The organism is Rathayibacter sp. VKM Ac-2879, assembly GCF_015351245.1.
In the GTDB taxonomy this organism is placed as follows: Bacteria; Actinomycetota; Actinomycetes; order Actinomycetales; family Microbacteriaceae; genus Rathayibacter.
The window spans coordinates 422,509-438,141 of the sequence record NZ_JADKSO010000001.1 but is presented as its reverse complement, the minus strand read 5'-3'; the positions used below and the strand labels follow the sequence as shown (position 1 = coordinate 438,141).

The following is a 15,633-nucleotide window of genomic DNA, read 5'->3' as shown; positions in this document are numbered from 1 at the left end:
GCCGCCGGCTGATTCCCACACGCGCGCCGCGAGATGCCGCGTGGGCCCACCTCCGCCGAGGTGTCGCGTCCGGCCGGCCTCTCGCGGCGGGGGTCAGAAGAGGCCGCGGGGAGGCTCGATCGCGGCGAGGACTCCGGGCGCGGCGACCACCGAGAGGCGAGCGACCTCTCCCGGGGTCAGCTCGGGGAGGCGCTGCGCGAGGTCGAGGAAGCGCTCGATCTCGGACTCCTCGAGCACGTCGGCCGCGAGGGTACGGAACTTCGCCACATACTGCTCGCGACTGAAGGGATGCGCGCCGAGCGGATGCGCGTCCGCGACCGCGATCTCCTCGACGATCGTCGTGCCATCCGTCAACGCGATCTCGACACGGGCGCCGAACGCCTTCTCGGCGGGGTCGGTGGAGTGGTAGCGGCGCGTCCACTCCGCGTCCTCCTCGGTGCTCGTGCGGTGCCAGAGCGCGACGGTGTCGGCTCGGCGCGCGCGCTCGGGAGCGTAGCTGTCGACGTGGTGCCAGGCACCGTCCTGGAGTGCCACCGCGAAGACGTAGGGCACCGAGTGGTCGAGCGTCTCGCGAGAGGCGGTCGGGTCGTATTTTTGCGGATCGTTCGCTCCCGAACCGATCACCATATGCGTATGGTGCGACGTGTGGATCACGATGCGCTCGACGCGCTCGAGGTCCGCGGCCTCGGGATGCGAGTGGTGCAGGCGCCGCGCCAGGTCGATCAACGCCTGCGCCTGGTACTCGGCCGAGTGCTCCTTCGTGTACGTGTCGAGGATCGCACGCTTGGCCTCGCCGCGGTCGGGCAACGGCACCTCATAGCTCGCGTCAGGCCCGTCGAGCAGCCAGGCGATGACGCCGTCCTCACCCTCGTAGATCGGCGACGGGCTGGTCTCGCCGCGCATCGCCCGGTCGACGGCCTCGATCGCCATCTTCCCGGCGAAGGCGGGCGCGTATGCCTTCCAGCTCGAGATCTCGCCCTTGCGCGACTGTCGCGTCGCCGTCGTCGTGTGCAGCGCCTGGGCGATCGCCTGCTCGATGGTCGCGACGTCGAGTCCGAGCAGCGTTCCGATGCCCGCCGCTGCCGCGGGGCCGAGGTGCGCGACGTGGTCGATCTTGTGGCGGTGCAGGCTGATCGCCCGGACGAGATCGACCTGGACCTCGTAGCCGGTGACGATGCCGCGGACCAACTGCGCGCCTCCGATGCCCGCATGCTGGGCCACGGCGATCAGCGGAGGGATGTTGTCGCCCGGGTGCGAGTACTCGGCCGCGAGGAAGGTGTCGTGGTAGTCGAGCTCGCGGACGGCGACACCGTTGGCCCACGCCGCCCACTCCGGCGAGACACGGCGTGCGGGATCGACGCCGAGCACGACCGCGCCCTCGCCGCCGATGGAGGCGGGGTGCGCGAGCGCCTGCGCGCGCGCGGCGACGACGGGGCGGCGCAGCAGAGAGGCGGTGGCGACCGCGGCATTGTCGATCACCCGGTTGACGACCATCTCGGTGACCTCGTCGTCGATCCCGACAGGGTCGGCCGCGACCTCGGCGAGCGCGTGGGCGAGCTGTCCGTCGCGCGGGAGCTGCTCCTCGCTGCGGTGGACGCGGACGTGGTGTTCGTGCACGGTCGACTCCTTCGGCTCCGTCTCAGGCTATCGCCGCACCGAGTCCGCGCCGCGGACGGCTCGATCGGGGGCGGGCAGAATGACGGCATGGCCTCCCCCACGCGCGTCGCGGCGTTCGACTGCGGCACCAACTCCCTCCGCCTGCTGATCGCGGACGTCGAGGACGGCCGGCTCATCGACGTGCTGCGGCGCACCGAACTCGTCCGACTCGGTCGCGGCGTCGACCGCACAGGACGCTTCGACCCGGCAGCGCTCGAACGTACTCTCGCCGTCACGCGCGAGTACGCGGCGACCGCGCGCGAGGCCGGGGTCGAGCGGCTCCGCTTCGTCGCCACCTCGGCCACTCGAGACGCCGCCGACCGCGCCGAGTTCTTGGCCGCCGTCGAACACCTCCTGGGCGTGGCGCCCGAGACCATCACGGGCGACGAGGAGGCGCGACTCTCGTTCCGCGGAGCCGTCTCGGCCGTCACGTCGGCCCACCCCGTCCTCGTGATCGACCTCGGCGGAGGGTCGACCGAGCTGGTCCTCGGCGGCTCGGCACCCGAGCAGGCGCACTCGATGGACGTCGGCAGCGTCCGACTCACCGAACGACATCGTCGTGCCGACGCGCCGACCGAGGCCGAGCGCGCGGCGATGCGCGCCGATGTCCGCGCGGCGCTGGCAACCTCCTCCGTCGATCTCTCCCTCGCTCGGAGCGTCGTCGGCGTCGCAGCAACCGTGCTCACGGTCAGCGCGCACGTGCTACGCAGCACCGACCGCGCCGCCGTGGAGGCTGCCCTGCCTCTGGCCGATGTGCTCTCGGCGTGCGACGAGCTCGCCGCGCTGTCGCCCGCCGAGACGGCGGCGCTGCCGTGGGTCCGCTCGGGACGCGAGGACGTGTTGGCCGCGGGCGCACTGATCTGGGGCGAGGTCCTGCGCGGCGTGCGGGAGGCGGCGCCCGCGGTCACCGCCACCTCCCACGACATCCTCGACGGCCTGGCGCTCGGCCTGGGCTGACGCCTTCCTGCGGGCCTCACGGAGCAGGCGCCGGGTGCGGCGTTCTGGGGAAGAGCTGCGGAGGCGGCGGATGAGACGCACGGGCGATACGGTCGGAGGGTGAGCGATGCAGACGAGACCAGGACCATCCAGCTTCGACGCTATGAGCTGATGGACGGAGTCATGGACGATTTCCTTGCCTGGTTCCCGGCGCGGATCGTCCCCGCCCGGCACGCTCACGGCTTCCGGATCGAGTTCGCCTACGCCGACCGGGAGGCGAACGAGTTCGTCTGGGCCGTCAGCACGCCCGGCGACGCGGAGGCGTTCGCCGCGATCGAGAAGACGTACCTCGCCTCGCCCGAGCGGGACGCCGCGTTCGCGGGCGAGCCCCAGCGGGTCGCCGTGCACCACGTGCGCCTCATCGAGCCGCTCCTCTGAGAGCGCGGGGACACCTTCAGTCGCGCACCGTCCTGACCGCGGCGAGCGCCGCGCGTACCGCGAGCGACCCGACCACGACGGACGCGACCGTCGTGAGCACTCGGGGCCACGCCCGCCGCGGCGTCTGCACGCCCGCCCGGTCGCGCGGAGAGGCGAGCGACGCGGGCGCGAGGGTGCGCCCGGCGGCTCCCGCCTCTGCCATGTGCGCGAGACGGCGGAGGGTCTCGACGTTGCGCAGCCAGAGTCCCGCATGGAGGAGAGGCTTGGGGAGGAGTGTGCCCGGCCCCTTCACGGCGTTCTCGTGGATCCGGACCCGGCATCCCCGCGGGTGCGGCTCGACCTCGAGTCGCACCCGCGCCTCCCCGAGCGGCCAGCCGGCCGCCTGGATCACGAAGCGCTGGGACGGACTCCACTCGAGCGCCGTCGTCGCGTCGTCGATGACGAACGGCCAGATCCCGAAGGAGTGATGCAGCTGCGCTCCCACGTGCGGCCAGTCGGCGTCGACCTGCCGCATCCGCGAGGCGCCCACCACCCAGCTGGGGAACAGCCAACCGGACGCGAAGACCGCGAAGACGGATTCGGGCGGGCAGTGGAAGACACGGGTGTTGCGAGACATCGGGGGCTCCTTCTCGTCGGAGGGGATGGTGTGAGGTCGACGGCGGCGGTCAGGACACGGGGTGCGCCGCCTCGGGGGCGAGCTCGGGCGCGAGGCGGATCCCGAACTCGTGGCGCAGGGCGCTGCGGGCGGCGTGCCAGCCGGCCATGCCGTGCACGCCGGGACCGGGCGGGGTCGACGACGAGCAGAGGTACAGCCCCTTCGCGGGAGTGCGCCAGGGATCACCCGAGAGGACCGGTCGCGCCAGAAGCTGCGCGACGCTCGCCGCCCCGGCCGCGATGTCGCCTCCCACGTAGTTGGGATTGTGGGCCTGCATGTCGCGGGCGGTCATCGAGGAGGCGGCGAGGATGCGATCGCGGAACCCCGGCGCGAAGCGCTCGATCTGCATCGTGATCGCCTCGCGCTGATGCGCTGGCGAGAAGCGGGGCACATGCGTGTAGGCCCAGAGGACGTGCTTGCCCTCGGGGGCGCGCGTGGGATCGGCGACCGACGGCTGCGCGACGAGGACGTAGGGGTTCTCGCTGTGACGTCCACGAGCGACATCGTGCTCCGCGGCCGCGATCTCGGCGCGTGTGCCGCCGAGGTGGAGGGTGCCGGCGCGCGCGAGCTCGGGGTGCGTCCACGGCACGGGCCCGTCGAGCGCGAAATCGACCTTGGCGACCCCGTTGCCGTACCGGAAGAGCTGGAGAGCCTTCGCGTAGGCGGTGGGAAGGCGCTCTCCGGCGAGCTCGAGCAGCGCGCGCGGCGTGAGATCGACCAGGAGCGCGCGGGCGGCGGGCAGCTCGGCGAGCGAGCGCACCTCGACTCCGGTCTCGATGGTGCCGCCGTGGGCGCGGAGATCGTCGGCGAGGGCGTCGACGATCGCCTGGCTACCGCCGATCGGCACCGGCCAGCCCCGTCCGTGGGCGTAGGCGCCGAGCGCGAGGGCCGCGGCGGCCGTCGACGGGCTCGGCATCGGGCGGAGGGAATGGGCGGCGACGCCGGCGAGCATCGCCGGCGCGACGTCGTCGGAGAACCGCAGGTTCCACGCCGGCGAACCCTGCTCGAGGATGCGCAGACCGAAGCGGAGGAGGATCCCGGGATCGGTCGGGATCCGCAGCAGCGCGTCGTTCGTGAAACCCGCCACGCGATCGGCTCTCTCGGCGAGCGGAGCCATCAGGGCCCGCCACGCCGCTCCGTCCCGCCCGAGCGCTCCTGCCGTGCGCTCGAGGTCGCGATAGGCGACTCCCGCACGGCCGCCATCGAGCGGGTGGGCGTAGGAGATCTCGGGGACTCGCAGCTCGATCCTGCGGTCGAGCCCGAAGCTACGGAAGAAGCCAGACGCGAGCGCCATCGGGTGCACCGCGGAGCAGACGTCGTGGTGGAAGCCCGGGAGGGTCAGCTCGGCCGTGCGCGCGCCTCCGCCGATGGTCTCGTTGCGCTCGAAGACCGTGACTGACAGCCCCGCGCGCGCGAGGGTGACCGCGGCGGCGAGACCGTTGGGCCCCGCACCGACGACGACCGCGTCGACCACGCTCACTTCCTCCGTAGCGCCGAGACCGCGCCCACGGCACCGGCGGCCAGCGCGAGCGCTGCACCCGCGTAGCTCGCCGCCCGGTGACGGATCATCCAGATCTGCGGAGTCATCGTGTGCGCGCGATCGCTGAAGAGCCCCCGGGCGCCGTGGTCTCCGGGCACCGGCTCGTAGATGTTGGTGGGGAGCATCGGCTCCTTCTTCTCGGGCGCCTGCTGCCCGTCGAAAGCGCTGCGAGCGAGGTACCAGTCCATGAAGGCGCCGGCGAAGCGGTCTCCGAGGATCGTGCCGGCAGTCGGCTCCCCGACCCACGTGCGGCGGCGTGGCTTGTCGGCGACGTCGGCTATCGCGATCGCCCCTACCTCCGGCTCGTAGATCGGCGGGACCGGCTGCGGGTGGTGCGGAAGCTGCGACTTGACCCAGTTGAACTGGATGGTGTTGAGCGCGGGCATGTCGACCTCGGAGAGGCGGATCCTGCTCTTGCTGTGGAGGAGTTCGGCGGTCACCGCCTCGGTGAAGCCGCGCGCTCCGAACTTGGAGGCGCAGTACGCCGCCTGCAAGGGGATGCCGCGGTGCGCGAGGGCCGAGCCCACCTGGATGACGTGGCCGTGGCCTCGCGGGGTCATCCGCGAGAGCGCGGCGCGGGTGCCGTTGACGAAGCCGAAGAAATTGACCGCCACGGCGCGCTCGAAATCGGCCGGCTCAGTGGAGAGGAACTCGCCGAAGACACCGACCATCGCGTCGTTCACCCACAGGTCGATCGGACCGAGCTCGGCCTCGACACGGTCGGCCGCCGACTCGACCGCCTCGCGGTCGGCGACATCTGTGGGAACGCCGAGGCCCCGACGCCCGGCCTGCTCGATTTCGGCGACCGTGGCCGCCAGACCGTCCTCACCACGGGCGAGCACGGCGACATCCCAGCCCCGCGACACGAGCTCGCGGACGGTGGCGCGCCCGAGCCCGGCCGTGCCGCCCGTGACGACCGCCACGCCGCGGCTCACGCGAGGGCTCCGAACGGCTCGGGCGTGCGGAGATTCTGCGTCATGATCGTGCTCCTTCGTGAGGGCGCGGGTCGCGTCGGGTGCGGGTGCGTCTGTCCTTCCACGCTAGGCCGGGAGGCGAGGAGGCGCGCGGGGTTGCGCCGGACCGGGGGAGTACTCGGGGCATCCGCGCCTGTGGAGGAGGCACGACGTGGCAGCGGGCCCTCGATCGCTCCAGACTTCAGGAGGCGCGACGCCCCGCTCGCGACACACCCACCACAGCGGCGCGAGGCCAGCCTTCGCCCAGAGACCGGGGGCACACTGGAGCCGGCTCGCAGGACAGCCACCCGAGCCACCACCACCACGACCCGGCGCCAGGGCCAGACCGGCCCGCGCCGCCACCACCTCCCACCGCGCCACCTCCACGGCCGGCAGAGACACGACCGGATCCACGCATGACCACACTCCTCGACCTCAGCCTTGTCTCCGGTCCTCTCGTGGTCGGCGTGTACGCGATCTCGATCGTCGCTCTGATCCTGCTCGCCGACGCCTTCATCCGGGTCCGCCGCTTCGGTCGCGGTCGCCGCTTCGGCATCGCGGTCGCCGTGCTCCTGATCGGCCTGATCGGCGGGGCGGCGCTGGCGGCCTCCCTCGACGGCCGCGACGGCCCCTTCGGCGTCGACTTCACGCCCGTCACCCGCGTGTCGATCGGCCTCGGCCTCGGCGGCCTCGGACTGGCGATCGTCGTCGCGGTCCACGCCTTCACCCACCGCAAGGTCCGCAGGAGGCTGCGCGGCATCGTCGCCTCGCTCGCGGTCGCGGTGCTCGTCTTCGCCACCACGGCGATGACCGTCAACATCGACTTCGGCCAATACCCGACGGTGCGCAGCGCCCTCGGGATCAGCGCCTACTCGACAGTGCCGGTGCCGGTCGCCGCCGCGACAGGGCCGCACTCCGACCTCGCGAGCTGGACGGCACCCGCCGGCATGGCCACCGTCGGCACGGTCACCACCGTGAGCATCCCCGCGACCGCCTCGGGATTCGCGGCGCGCGACGCCGTCGTGTACCTCCCGCCTGCCGCGCTCACCTCGAAGCCGCCGCTGCTCCCGGTGATGGTGATGCTCTCAGGGCAGCCCGGGTCTCCCTCCGACCCCCTGTCGACCGAGAAGCTCCAGCCGGCGCTCGACAGCTACGCCGCAGCCCACGCCGGACTCGCCCCCATCGTCGTCTCGCCCGACCAGTTGGGCGATCCCACTGCCAACCCGATGTGCATCGATTCGCCGCTGGGCCGTTCCGCCACCTACCTCACAGTCGATGTGCCGGACTGGATCCGCGGCCACCTCCCGGTGCTCGGCGACGCGCAGCACTGGGCGGTTGGCGGCCTCTCGGAGGGAGGAACATGCGCGATCCAGCTGGGCGCCGCGTTCCCCGAGCTCTTCGGCAACATCGTGGACGCGTCGGGAGAACTCGCGCCGACCCTGGGCAACGACGCCGACACGATCCAGCGGGCCTTCGGCGGCAACGCGGCGGCCTACGAGGCCTCGAAGCCCCTCAGCATCATGGCCGCCAAGGCGCCCTACAAGAACACGTTCGCGCTCTTCGGAGTCGGCGCGAACGACACCGGCTTCCTCCCGAGCGCGAAGACGGTCTACGCCGCGGCGAAGGCGGCGGGCATGGATGCGACGTACTACGAGGTCCCGGGCAGCGCGCACGATGCCACGGCCTGGTCGGCGATCTTCGACAAGGGGCTCGAGCTGCTCGCCGCACGCTGGAAGCTCGTGCCCGCGTCCTGATCGGCGGCCGTCGGAAGCGAGCGCCGACGCCCGACGATCGCGATCGACCGCACAACGTCAGCTGAGGCGCCCGGTCGCGCGCGATGGCGCGCCAGCGACCCTCTCAGCTGACGTTGTGCCGATGACGCCCGTTCAGCGCCGCGTCGACCAGAGCGCCCACGCCACCAGGACGGGCTGGAACAGCAGCCGCACGGCGCGCTTGCGGTCGGTGTCGAGCCCGAAGGCGTCGGTCTTGGTGCGCCACTGCGAGACGTTGCCCGGGAAGACGGCCGCGAAGAATGCCGCCGTAGCCACGCCCGCGAGGGGCGTGTGGCGCCGCGCGAGCACCAGCGAGGCACCCAGCCCGATCTCGACCACACCCGAGGCGAGGACGACCGTATCGGCGTCCAGAGGCACCCACTCGGGCACCTGAGCCTGGAACTCTTGCCGCTTGCGCGTGAGGTGACTGACACCCGCGAAGACGAGGGCGGCGCCCAGCAGCACGGTGGCACCGGCGCGGAGGAGGGAGGGGGACGAGGTTCGCATGTCCTCCATCGTGACCGACGCCGGCCCGAGGAACCGCCTCCGAGAGAGACTTCGCACGAACGTGCCTCGGACGCCTCGGACGCCCCCCTAGTCTGATCGGGTGACAGACCGCATCCTCGTCCTCACCACCGGCGGCACGCTCGACAAGGAGTACTCGCTCGCGGGCGAGCTCGAGATCGGCGAGACGACGGTGCCGCGCCTGCTCGCACCCGTGCTCACGACCCTCGAGTTCCGAGTGGAGCCGATCCTCGCGAAGGACAGCCTCGAACTCGACGACGACGATCGGGCGCTGATCCGCGACCGTGTGCTCGCCGCCGAGGAGGATCGCATCGTCGTCACCCACGGCACCGACACGATGACCGTGACGGCCGAGAGTCTCGGCGCGGTCGGCGATCGCGTGGTCGTGCTGACCGGCGCGATGCAGCCCGCGCGTATGCGCGACAGCGACGCCTCCTTCAACCTCGGCGTCGCGGTGGCGGCGGTGCAGCTGCTCGCCCCCGGTGTGTACGTCGCGATGAGCGGTCGGATCCTGCCGGCCGGCGCTGTCGTGAAGGACCGGTCGGCGGGCGTCTTCCTCCCGGCGTGATCCGCGCCGCAGGCCGTGCCCTCAGGTGGAGGTCTCGGCGGTGCACGACACGCAGAGGCCGAACACGTCGACGACGTGGTGGGCCTCGGTGAAGCCGTGTTGCGCCGCGACCGATCGGGCCCAGGCCTCGACCTCGTCGGCGGCGATCTCGACCGTCAACCCACAGTGACGGCAGATCAGGTGGTGGTGGTGGGTTCCGGGCGTGCACGCGCGATAGAGGCTCTCCCCTTCGGGCGACTGCAGCGAGTCGGCCTCGCCCTCGACCGCGAGGTCAGAGAGGGCGCGGTACACGGTCGCCAGGCCGATGGGCGATCCGGAGGCGTGCAAGGCGCTGTGCAGACCCTGCGCGCTCACGAAGTCCTCGCGGCGGCCGAGCGCCTCCCGCACTGCCTCGCGCTGCCACGTGTTGCGTCTGACCACGGGACGCTCCTCCCTCCGCTGAGTGCTCGCCACGCTACCGCGCCGTCCCGACGGCGGGCCGCGAGCGCCGCCGCACGCCGTGCCGGCCGAGGACTCGGCAGACGACGTAGATCGCGAACGAGATGGTGGTGACGTAGGGGCTGATCGGGATGGAGCCGCCGAGCGCGAGCAGGATGCCTCCGACCAGCGAGACCACGGCGAACAGCACGCTGAGCAGCGGCACCACGACCGGGGAGGCGGAGATGCGCAGAGCGGCGGCCGCCGGCGTCACGAGGATCGCCAGGACGAGCAAGGACCCGACGATCTGCACCGAGACGGCCACAGCGAGCCCGAGCAGCAGCATGAACGCGATCGAGAGGGCGCGGGTCGGGATGCCGCGCGCGGCGGCGACGTCGGCGTCGACGCTCGCGAAGGTCAACGGACGCCAGATCAGCGCGAGCCCGATCACCACGACCACCGAGATGGCGATCAGCCAGCCGAGTTGCGGGTCGTCGACGGCGACGATCTGGCCGGTGAGCAGGCCGAATTTGTTGACGCTCCGGCCCGGGTACAGGGCGAGGCAGAGGATGCCGAGTCCGAGCCCGAAGGGCATCAGCACCGCGATGATCGAGTTCCGGTCGCGGGCACGGGTGCCGAGCAGTCCGATCAGCACGGCCGCGATCAGGGAGCCGATGAGGGACCCCTGGACGACTCCGATGCCCAGCAGGAGGCCCGCGGAGGCGCCGGCGAACGAGAGTTCGCTGATGCCGTGTACCGCGAACGCCATGTCGCGCGACATCACGAACACGCCGATCAGCCCGCCCACCACGCCGAGCACCGCTCCGGCGATCACCGAGTTCAGCAGGAGGGCGAGCAGAGCCCCGTAGTCGGAGAAGTCGAAGATCTGAGACCAGACGTCGTTCACGACTGCCCCTCCTCGTGCTCGTGCACGTGCGAGTGGTCTGGCGCGCCGACCACGATGACGCGACCGCGCGCACGGATCACGTCGACCGGCGCGTCGTAGAGCTCTGAGAGCACCTCCGAGCGCAGCACCTCGTCTGGCGTGCCCACCCGGAATCTGCCGCCCGCGAGGTAGAGCACGCGGTCGACCATCCCGAGCACCGGGTTCACGTCGTGCGTGACGAAGAGGACGCCGAGGTTCCGTTCGCGACGGTGCCGGTCGATCAGCTCGCTCACGGCGCGCTGGTGCGCGAGGTCGAGCGCGATCAGGGGCTCGTCGCAGAGCAGGAGCGCCGGGTCACCTGCGAGGGCCTGACCGACGCGGACGCGCTGCTGCTCGCCTCCGGAGAGGCTGCCGATGGGAGCATCGGCGAACGCGGTGGCGCCGACGGCCTCGAGCAGGGCGTCGACTTGCGCGCGACGGGCCTTCGAAGGCAGGGGAAGTCCGAAGCGGTGCCCGTCGATCCCGAGTCCGAGCAGGTCGCGGGCGCGCAGCGGCGTGCCCTCGTCGGCGAGCTTCTGCTGTGGGATGTAGCCGATGCGCCGATTGCCGCGGTGCACGGGGGTGCCGAGCACGCGCAGCTCCCCCGCGCTGAGGGGCTGCTGGCCGAGCACGGCACGCAGGAGGCTCGTCTTGCCCGAGCCGTTCGCGCCGAGGACGGCGACGAACTCGCCGGCCTGCACGTCGAGGTCGACACCGCTCCAGAGCTCACGGTCGCCGAAGCGCAGTCCCGCGCCGCGCAGCTGCAGAACCGACGAAGGGCCCGCCTCCGAAGAGGCGGGCCGGGTCGAGGAGACGGCGCTCACCGTGAGAGCGCCCCCGAGATCGCGTCGAGGTTGGCCGTCATCCAGCCGAGGTAGTCCGTGCCGGCGGGCAGCGTCTCGGTCACCCCCACCGTCGGGATGCCCGCTGTCGTGGCCGCGTTGAGCACGGTGTCGGTCTGCGCGCTCTCGGTCTGCTCGTTGTAGACGAGGGCGTCGACCTTCTTGTCGCTGAAGAGCGCGAGCGTCTGCTGGAGAGTGGTGGCGGGGACGTCGGTGCCTTCCTCGACCGCCTCGCTGAACGCCTCCGGAGTCGCGTTGACGAGCCCGAGCGCGTCGGTCAGGTCAAGCGGGACGGGTTCGGTGATCGCGATCGAGCGACCGGAGAGGGTGCCCTTCAGCTCGCCTTCGCGAGCGACGAGGGCGTCGATGCCGCTCTCGAGCGTCTGGGCGTTGGCGGCGTAGCTGGAGGCGTTCGCCGGGTCGATGCTCGAGAGCTCGTCGCCGATCCGCGCGACGACCTGGCGGATCGCGGCGAGGTCGTACCAGACGTGCTCGTTGAACTCGGCGTGCTCGTGCTCGTGGTCGTCGCCCGGCGTGGAGGCGCTGCTCGCCTCGTCCGTGGAGGTCGCGTGGTCCGTGTGCGCGTGATCCTCCTCGAGGCCCGCGACGACCGTCGCCGTGATGACCGGGGCGGTCGAGCCGGAGGCGTCGATCATCTTCTCGACGAAGGAGTCGTAGCCGCCGCCGTTCTCGATCACGAGCGCGGCGTCGGCGACGGCGAGCTGGTCGCGCGCGGTGGCCTCGTACTCGTGCGGGTCCTTGTCGGGGCTGTCGATGATGCTCGTGACGTCGACGTGGTCACCGCCGACGGTGCGGGCGAGGTCGCCGTAGACGTCCGTCGAGGCGACGACCTTGACGGCGCCTCCCGCCGCCGGGGAGGAGGCGCCGGCGCAGCCGGAGAGGGCGAGGGCGGAGGCGCCGAGGAGGGCGCCGAGAGCGAGGATGCGGGTCTTCACGGAGGGCCAATCTGAGTCCGGGTGCGGACGGTCGGGATGCCTCCACCGTAGCCACTATTGATAACGATTGTCAAAATCGCTGCGCGAGACTCTGACGGGCGAGACGCCTTCGCCGAGCATGGCGGCGCATCGACGCCCGAGATACCGTGGGCAGGTCGACGGAGGAGGAACATGGCGGTCACGCTGCACGACGTCGCCCGAGCCGCCGACGTCTCGATCAAGACCGTGTCGAACGTCATCAACGACTATCCGCACGTGCGCCCCGAGACCCGCGCGCGCGTCACCGCGGCCGTCGCCCAGCTCGGCTACCGGCCCAATCTGAGCGCACGGAGCCTGCGCCGCGGACGCACCGGCGTGATCGGGCTCGCCCTGCCCGAGCTGAGCCTCCCCTATTTCGCCGAGCTGGCTGACCGCGTGATGCGCGCCGCCGACCAGCGGGGCCTCACGGTGCTCATCGAGCAGACCGAGGGCGATCCGGAGCGCGAGCGCGGCGTCCTCACCAGCTCGCGACGCCAGCTCACCGACGGCCTGCTGTTCAGCCCGCTCGGGGTGCCGGAGGAGTCGGTGCTCGCGGTCGACTTCCCCCTCGTGCTGCTCGGCGAGCGCCTCTTCACCGGGCTCGTCGACCACGTGACGATGCAGAACGCTGCGGCCGCGTGCGCCGCGACCGAGCACCTCCTCGCGGCGGGCCGACGCCGGATCGCCGTCCTCGGAGCCGACCCCGGCACCGAGACGAGCTCCGCCTCCCTCCGTCTCGAGGGCTACCGCGCGGCACTGGTCGGTGCCGGCCTCCCCTACGACCCCCGGCTGATCGCCGCGACGGGCCCGTGGCAGCGCTCGGGCGGAGCCGACGCGATGCGTCGACTGCTCGCCTCCGGTGTCGACATCGACGGCGTGTTCGCCCTCAACGACACGCTCGCGCTCGGCGCGATGCGGGCGTTGCAGGAGGCGGGGGTCCGCGTGCCCGAGGACGTGGCCGTGATCGGGTTCGACGACATCGACGAGGCCGGCTACTCCTCCCCCAGCCTCTCGAGCGTCGACGCGGGCCGCGACGAGATCGCCCGCACGGCGGTCGAGCTCCTGAAGGGGCGCATCGACGGCCCGCTCACGCAGCCACCCCTCCTGCGCGAGGCGTCGTTCCGGGTGGTGCCGCGGGAGTCGACGGCGACGTCCTAGACCTCAGCCGCCCTCCGTCTCCGCCACCCTCGGCCTCAGCCACAGATCTCGCGACGGATCCAGGCTCCCGCCTCGGCGACCGGGAGCTCCCCTCGGCGCAGGAGGCGGCTCCACTCGAGCGCTCGCGTCGTCAGGCGGTCGTCGGCGGAGCCGGCGCGGTCGCCGCCGATCGTCCGCAGGAACAGGTGCGCGAGGGGACCGCCCAGGACGAGACTCGCGCCCGCGACTCCGGCGAAGTGCCGCGCCTGGCCGCGCGTGCCATCGTCGTACGGCCTGCGGAATCCTCGGCCGCGGAGGCGATTGCGGCCGCCTCCAGCCAGGTCGAGCACGCCGAGAGGCGCGCGGCGAATGCCCGCCACCTCACGGGCGAGAGCGGCGATCAGGGCACGCGGTCGCGGGGCGGAGGCGGCGAGCGCGTCGGTGCGCGCGGCGAGCGCGGCGCAGGCATCGGAGGGAGGCACCGCTCCAGGACAGCACAACGGCGCGGGCGCTTCTCTGCCTTGACAGCGCCCCGGGCGAGGGTCGAGCATCGTTACAACGTTAGAAATACCCTCGCCGACGAGCGCCGCTCCCGGAGACACGCCCGAAAGGCCCACCATGACCGACGCCGCCTCCGCGCACATCACCCTCGATCCGTCCGCGGTCGTCGCCGCCGTGAACCCGCGGCTCTTCGGCTCCTTCGTCGAGCACCTCGGCCGCTGCGTCTACGACGGCATCTACGAGCCCGACCACCCCACCGCCAACGAGGACGGTTTCCGTCTCGACGTCGTCGACCTGGTCAAGGAGCTGGGCGTGACGACCATCCGCTACCCGGGCGGCAACTTCGTCTCGGGCTACCGCTGGGAGGACGGTGTGGGACCACGCTCCGGCCGCCCGCGCCGACGCGACCTCGCGTGGCACTCGCTCGAGACGAACGAGGTGGGCCTCGACGACTTCGCCGCGTGGGCGAAGCTGACCGGCAGCGAGATCATGTACGCCGTCAACCTCGGCACCCGCGGCGTCCTCGAGGCGCTCGACGTGCTCGAGTACGCGAACGGCGCCGCCGGCACCGCCCTCGCCGACCAGCGCATCGCGAACGGCAGCGTCGAGCCGCACGACATCCGGATGTGGTGCCTCGGCAACGAGATGGACGGGCCGTGGCAGGTGGGCGCGATGAGCGCCGAGGACTACGCGAAGCTCGCCTCCCGCACCGCCAAGGCGATGAAGATCGCCGATCCGTCGCTCGAACTGGTCGTCTGCGGCTCGTCGAGCTCGTCGATGCCCACCTTCGGCGAATGGGAGCGCGTCGTCCTCGAGCACACCTACGACGACATCGAGTACGTGTCGTGCCACGCCTACTACCAGGAGTACGACGGCGACCTCGGCTCGTTCCTCGCCTCCTCGCTCGACATGGAGTACTTCATCTCGACCGTGGCGGCGACCGTCGACCACGTGAAGCACAAGCTCAAGAAGACGAAGGACATCGCGCTCTCCTTCGACGAGTGGAACGTCTGGTACCTCAGCGAGTGGAACGCGAAGGAGAAGGCCGACGCCGAGGGCGACCAGACCACCCGCGAGTGGGCCCGGGCGCCGCGCCTGCTCGAGGACGTCTACTCGGTCGCCGACGCGGTCGTGCTCGGCACACTGCTGATCACGCTGCTGAAGAACTCCGACCGCGTGACCTCAGCCTCCCTCGCGCAGCTCGTCAACGTGATCGCGCCGATCATGACCGAGCCCGGAGGCGCGGCCTGGCGGCAGACCACGTTCTTCCCGTTCTCGACGACCGCGCGTCTCGCCTCCGGCTCGGTGCTGCGCCCGCGCATCGAGGTCGGCTCGTACTCGACGGCGCGCTACGGCGAGGCGCCGCTGGTCGACGCGGTGGCCACGTCCGACGACGGTCGCGCCGCAGTGTTCCTGGTGAACCGGTCGATCTCCGAGCCGCTGGAGGTGTCGGTCGACGTGAGCGGGCTGGGCGTCACGACAGTCGCCGAGGCGCTCGCCCTCTTCGACGAAGACCCGTACGCGAAGAACACGAAGGACGAGCAGGAGCGGGTGGGTCTGAGGGAGGCGCCAGCCGCCCTGGAGGACGGGGTGCTGACGCTCACCCTGCCGCCGGTGTCGTGGACGGCGGTCGCGCTGGCGAGGTGAGCACGAGCCGCCCTCTCTCATTCCGTCCAGCCTCCGGCGGACGCGTTCGAGCACTCCCCCGGGCCGGCGCGCGATCGTTGCAAAAGACCGCTCTCCCGCGCAGCGCCGCTCGGGAAGCGCGTGTTATCGAACCGGTTCGACGCGTTG

16 protein-coding genes are annotated in these 15,633 nt (G+C 71.8%); 6 read left to right on the top strand and 10 right to left on the bottom strand.

All coding sequences use genetic code 11. The annotated features are described in order from the left end of the window. Positions 1 to 93 precede the first annotated feature (93 nt). On the bottom strand, positions 94 to 1,617 hold the full coding sequence (locus ITJ45_RS02065) for an MmgE/PrpD family protein (RefSeq protein ID WP_194607178.1): 1,524 nt from the start codon (positions 1,615 to 1,617) through the stop codon (positions 94 to 96). An 87-nt stretch (positions 1,618 to 1,704) separates the two neighbouring features. Between ITJ45_RS02065 and ITJ45_RS02060 the strand changes: the two genes are divergently transcribed. Continuing rightward, complete coding sequence (locus tag ITJ45_RS02060) at positions 1,705 to 2,613, top strand: exopolyphosphatase (RefSeq protein ID WP_194607177.1); 909 nt, start codon at positions 1,705 to 1,707, stop codon at positions 2,611 to 2,613. A 99-nt stretch (positions 2,614 to 2,712) separates the two neighbouring features. Continuing rightward, positions 2,713 to 3,030: a hypothetical protein gene (locus tag ITJ45_RS02055; RefSeq protein WP_323742815.1), complete on the top strand. Its 318-nt coding sequence runs from the start codon at positions 2,713 to 2,715 to the stop codon at positions 3,028 to 3,030. A 16-nt stretch (positions 3,031 to 3,046) separates the two neighbouring features. Here ITJ45_RS02055 and ITJ45_RS02050 read toward each other — a convergent pair whose 3' ends face one another. Genes ITJ45_RS02050 through ITJ45_RS02040 form a run of 3 tightly spaced genes read right to left on the bottom strand, consistent with a single transcriptional unit; the run spans position 3,047 to position 6,160 of the window. Continuing rightward, positions 3,047 to 3,646: an SRPBCC family protein gene (locus tag ITJ45_RS02050; protein WP_228493407.1), complete on the bottom strand. Its 600-nt coding sequence runs from the start codon at positions 3,644 to 3,646 to the stop codon at positions 3,047 to 3,049. A 49-nt stretch (positions 3,647 to 3,695) separates the two neighbouring features. Further along, the gene (locus ITJ45_RS02045; protein ID WP_194607176.1) at positions 3,696 to 5,165 is read right to left on the bottom strand and encodes a phytoene desaturase family protein; all 1,470 of its coding nucleotides are present in this window, start codon (positions 5,163 to 5,165) and stop codon (positions 3,696 to 3,698) included. Beyond that, complete coding sequence (locus ITJ45_RS02040) at positions 5,162 to 6,160, bottom strand: SDR family oxidoreductase (RefSeq protein WP_194607175.1); 999 nt, start codon at positions 6,158 to 6,160, stop codon at positions 5,162 to 5,164. The genes ITJ45_RS02045 and ITJ45_RS02040 overlap by 4 nt, the downstream gene beginning before the upstream one ends. A gap of 434 nt (positions 6,161 to 6,594) precedes the next feature. Here ITJ45_RS02040 and ITJ45_RS02035 point away from each other — a divergent pair, with 434 nt between their 5' ends. Further along, the gene (locus tag ITJ45_RS02035) at positions 6,595 to 7,932 is read left to right on the top strand and encodes an alpha/beta hydrolase (RefSeq protein ID WP_194607174.1); all 1,338 of its coding nucleotides are present in this window, start codon (positions 6,595 to 6,597) and stop codon (positions 7,930 to 7,932) included. A 132-nt stretch (positions 7,933 to 8,064) separates the two neighbouring features. Here the strand turns inward: ITJ45_RS02035 and ITJ45_RS02030 are convergent, their stop codons facing one another. Then, positions 8,065 to 8,457, bottom strand: coding sequence for a hypothetical protein (locus tag ITJ45_RS02030; protein WP_194607173.1), 393 nt, complete (start codon positions 8,455 to 8,457; stop codon positions 8,065 to 8,067). A 100-nt stretch (positions 8,458 to 8,557) separates the two neighbouring features. Here ITJ45_RS02030 and ITJ45_RS02025 point away from each other — a divergent pair, with 100 nt between their 5' ends. After that, positions 8,558 to 9,043, top strand: a complete 486-nt coding sequence (locus tag ITJ45_RS02025) for an asparaginase domain-containing protein (protein ID WP_194607172.1) — start codon at positions 8,558 to 8,560, stop codon at positions 9,041 to 9,043. A 21-nt stretch (positions 9,044 to 9,064) separates the two neighbouring features. Here the strand turns inward: ITJ45_RS02025 and ITJ45_RS02020 are convergent, their stop codons facing one another. Genes ITJ45_RS02020 through ITJ45_RS02005 form a run of 4 tightly spaced genes read right to left on the bottom strand, consistent with a single transcriptional unit; the run spans position 9,065 to position 12,183 of the window. After that, on the bottom strand, positions 9,065 to 9,463 hold the full coding sequence (locus tag ITJ45_RS02020) for a Fur family transcriptional regulator (RefSeq protein ID WP_194607171.1): 399 nt from the start codon (positions 9,461 to 9,463) through the stop codon (positions 9,065 to 9,067). A gap of 34 nt (positions 9,464 to 9,497) precedes the next feature. Beyond that, positions 9,498 to 10,367, bottom strand: a complete 870-nt coding sequence (locus ITJ45_RS02015) for a metal ABC transporter permease (protein ID WP_194607170.1) — start codon at positions 10,365 to 10,367, stop codon at positions 9,498 to 9,500. Continuing rightward, complete coding sequence (locus ITJ45_RS02010) at positions 10,364 to 11,209, bottom strand: metal ABC transporter ATP-binding protein (RefSeq protein WP_194607169.1); 846 nt, start codon at positions 11,207 to 11,209, stop codon at positions 10,364 to 10,366. The genes ITJ45_RS02015 and ITJ45_RS02010 overlap by 4 nt, the downstream gene beginning before the upstream one ends. Further along, positions 11,206 to 12,183, bottom strand: a complete 978-nt coding sequence (locus ITJ45_RS02005; RefSeq protein WP_194607168.1) for a metal ABC transporter solute-binding protein, Zn/Mn family — start codon at positions 12,181 to 12,183, stop codon at positions 11,206 to 11,208. Before ITJ45_RS02005 ends, ITJ45_RS02010 begins: the two co-directional genes overlap by 4 nt. Before the next feature lie 171 nt (positions 12,184 to 12,354). Here ITJ45_RS02005 and ITJ45_RS02000 point away from each other — a divergent pair, with 171 nt between their 5' ends. Beyond that, a complete protein-coding gene (locus ITJ45_RS02000) occupies positions 12,355 to 13,359 on the top strand; it encodes a LacI family DNA-binding transcriptional regulator (protein ID WP_194607167.1) in 1,005 nt (334 codons plus the stop codon). Between the two features lie 35 nt (positions 13,360 to 13,394). On the opposite strand, the gene ITJ45_RS01995 is transcribed toward ITJ45_RS02000, so the two are convergent. Continuing rightward, positions 13,395 to 13,820, bottom strand: a complete 426-nt coding sequence (locus ITJ45_RS01995) for a hypothetical protein (protein WP_194607166.1) — start codon at positions 13,818 to 13,820, stop codon at positions 13,395 to 13,397. 136 nt (positions 13,821 to 13,956) lie between these two features. Here ITJ45_RS01995 and ITJ45_RS01990 point away from each other — a divergent pair, with 136 nt between their 5' ends. Next, positions 13,957 to 15,486: an alpha-N-arabinofuranosidase gene (locus ITJ45_RS01990; protein WP_194607165.1), complete on the top strand. Its 1,530-nt coding sequence runs from the start codon at positions 13,957 to 13,959 to the stop codon at positions 15,484 to 15,486. Positions 15,487 to 15,633 lie beyond the last annotated feature (147 nt).

What these genes read in the sequence shown, in the direction of transcription:
- ITJ45_RS02060 (WP_194607177.1), top strand. Translation starts at nt 1,705, where the DNA reads ATGGCCTCCCCCACGCGCGTCGCGGCGTTCGACTGCGGCACCAACTCC.
- ITJ45_RS02050 (WP_228493407.1), bottom strand. Translation starts at nt 3,646, where the DNA reads ATGTCTCGCAACACCCGTGTCTTCCACTGCCCGCCCGAATCCGTCTTC.
- ITJ45_RS02035 (WP_194607174.1), top strand. Translation starts at nt 6,595, where the DNA reads ATGACCACACTCCTCGACCTCAGCCTTGTCTCCGGTCCTCTCGTGGTC.
- ITJ45_RS02030 (WP_194607173.1), bottom strand. Translation starts at nt 8,457, where the DNA reads ATGCGAACCTCGTCCCCCTCCCTCCTCCGCGCCGGTGCCACCGTGCTG.
- ITJ45_RS02000 (WP_194607167.1), top strand. Translation starts at nt 12,355, where the DNA reads ATGGCGGTCACGCTGCACGACGTCGCCCGAGCCGCCGACGTCTCGATC.
- ITJ45_RS01990 (WP_194607165.1), top strand. Translation starts at nt 13,957, where the DNA reads ATGACCGACGCCGCCTCCGCGCACATCACCCTCGATCCGTCCGCGGTC.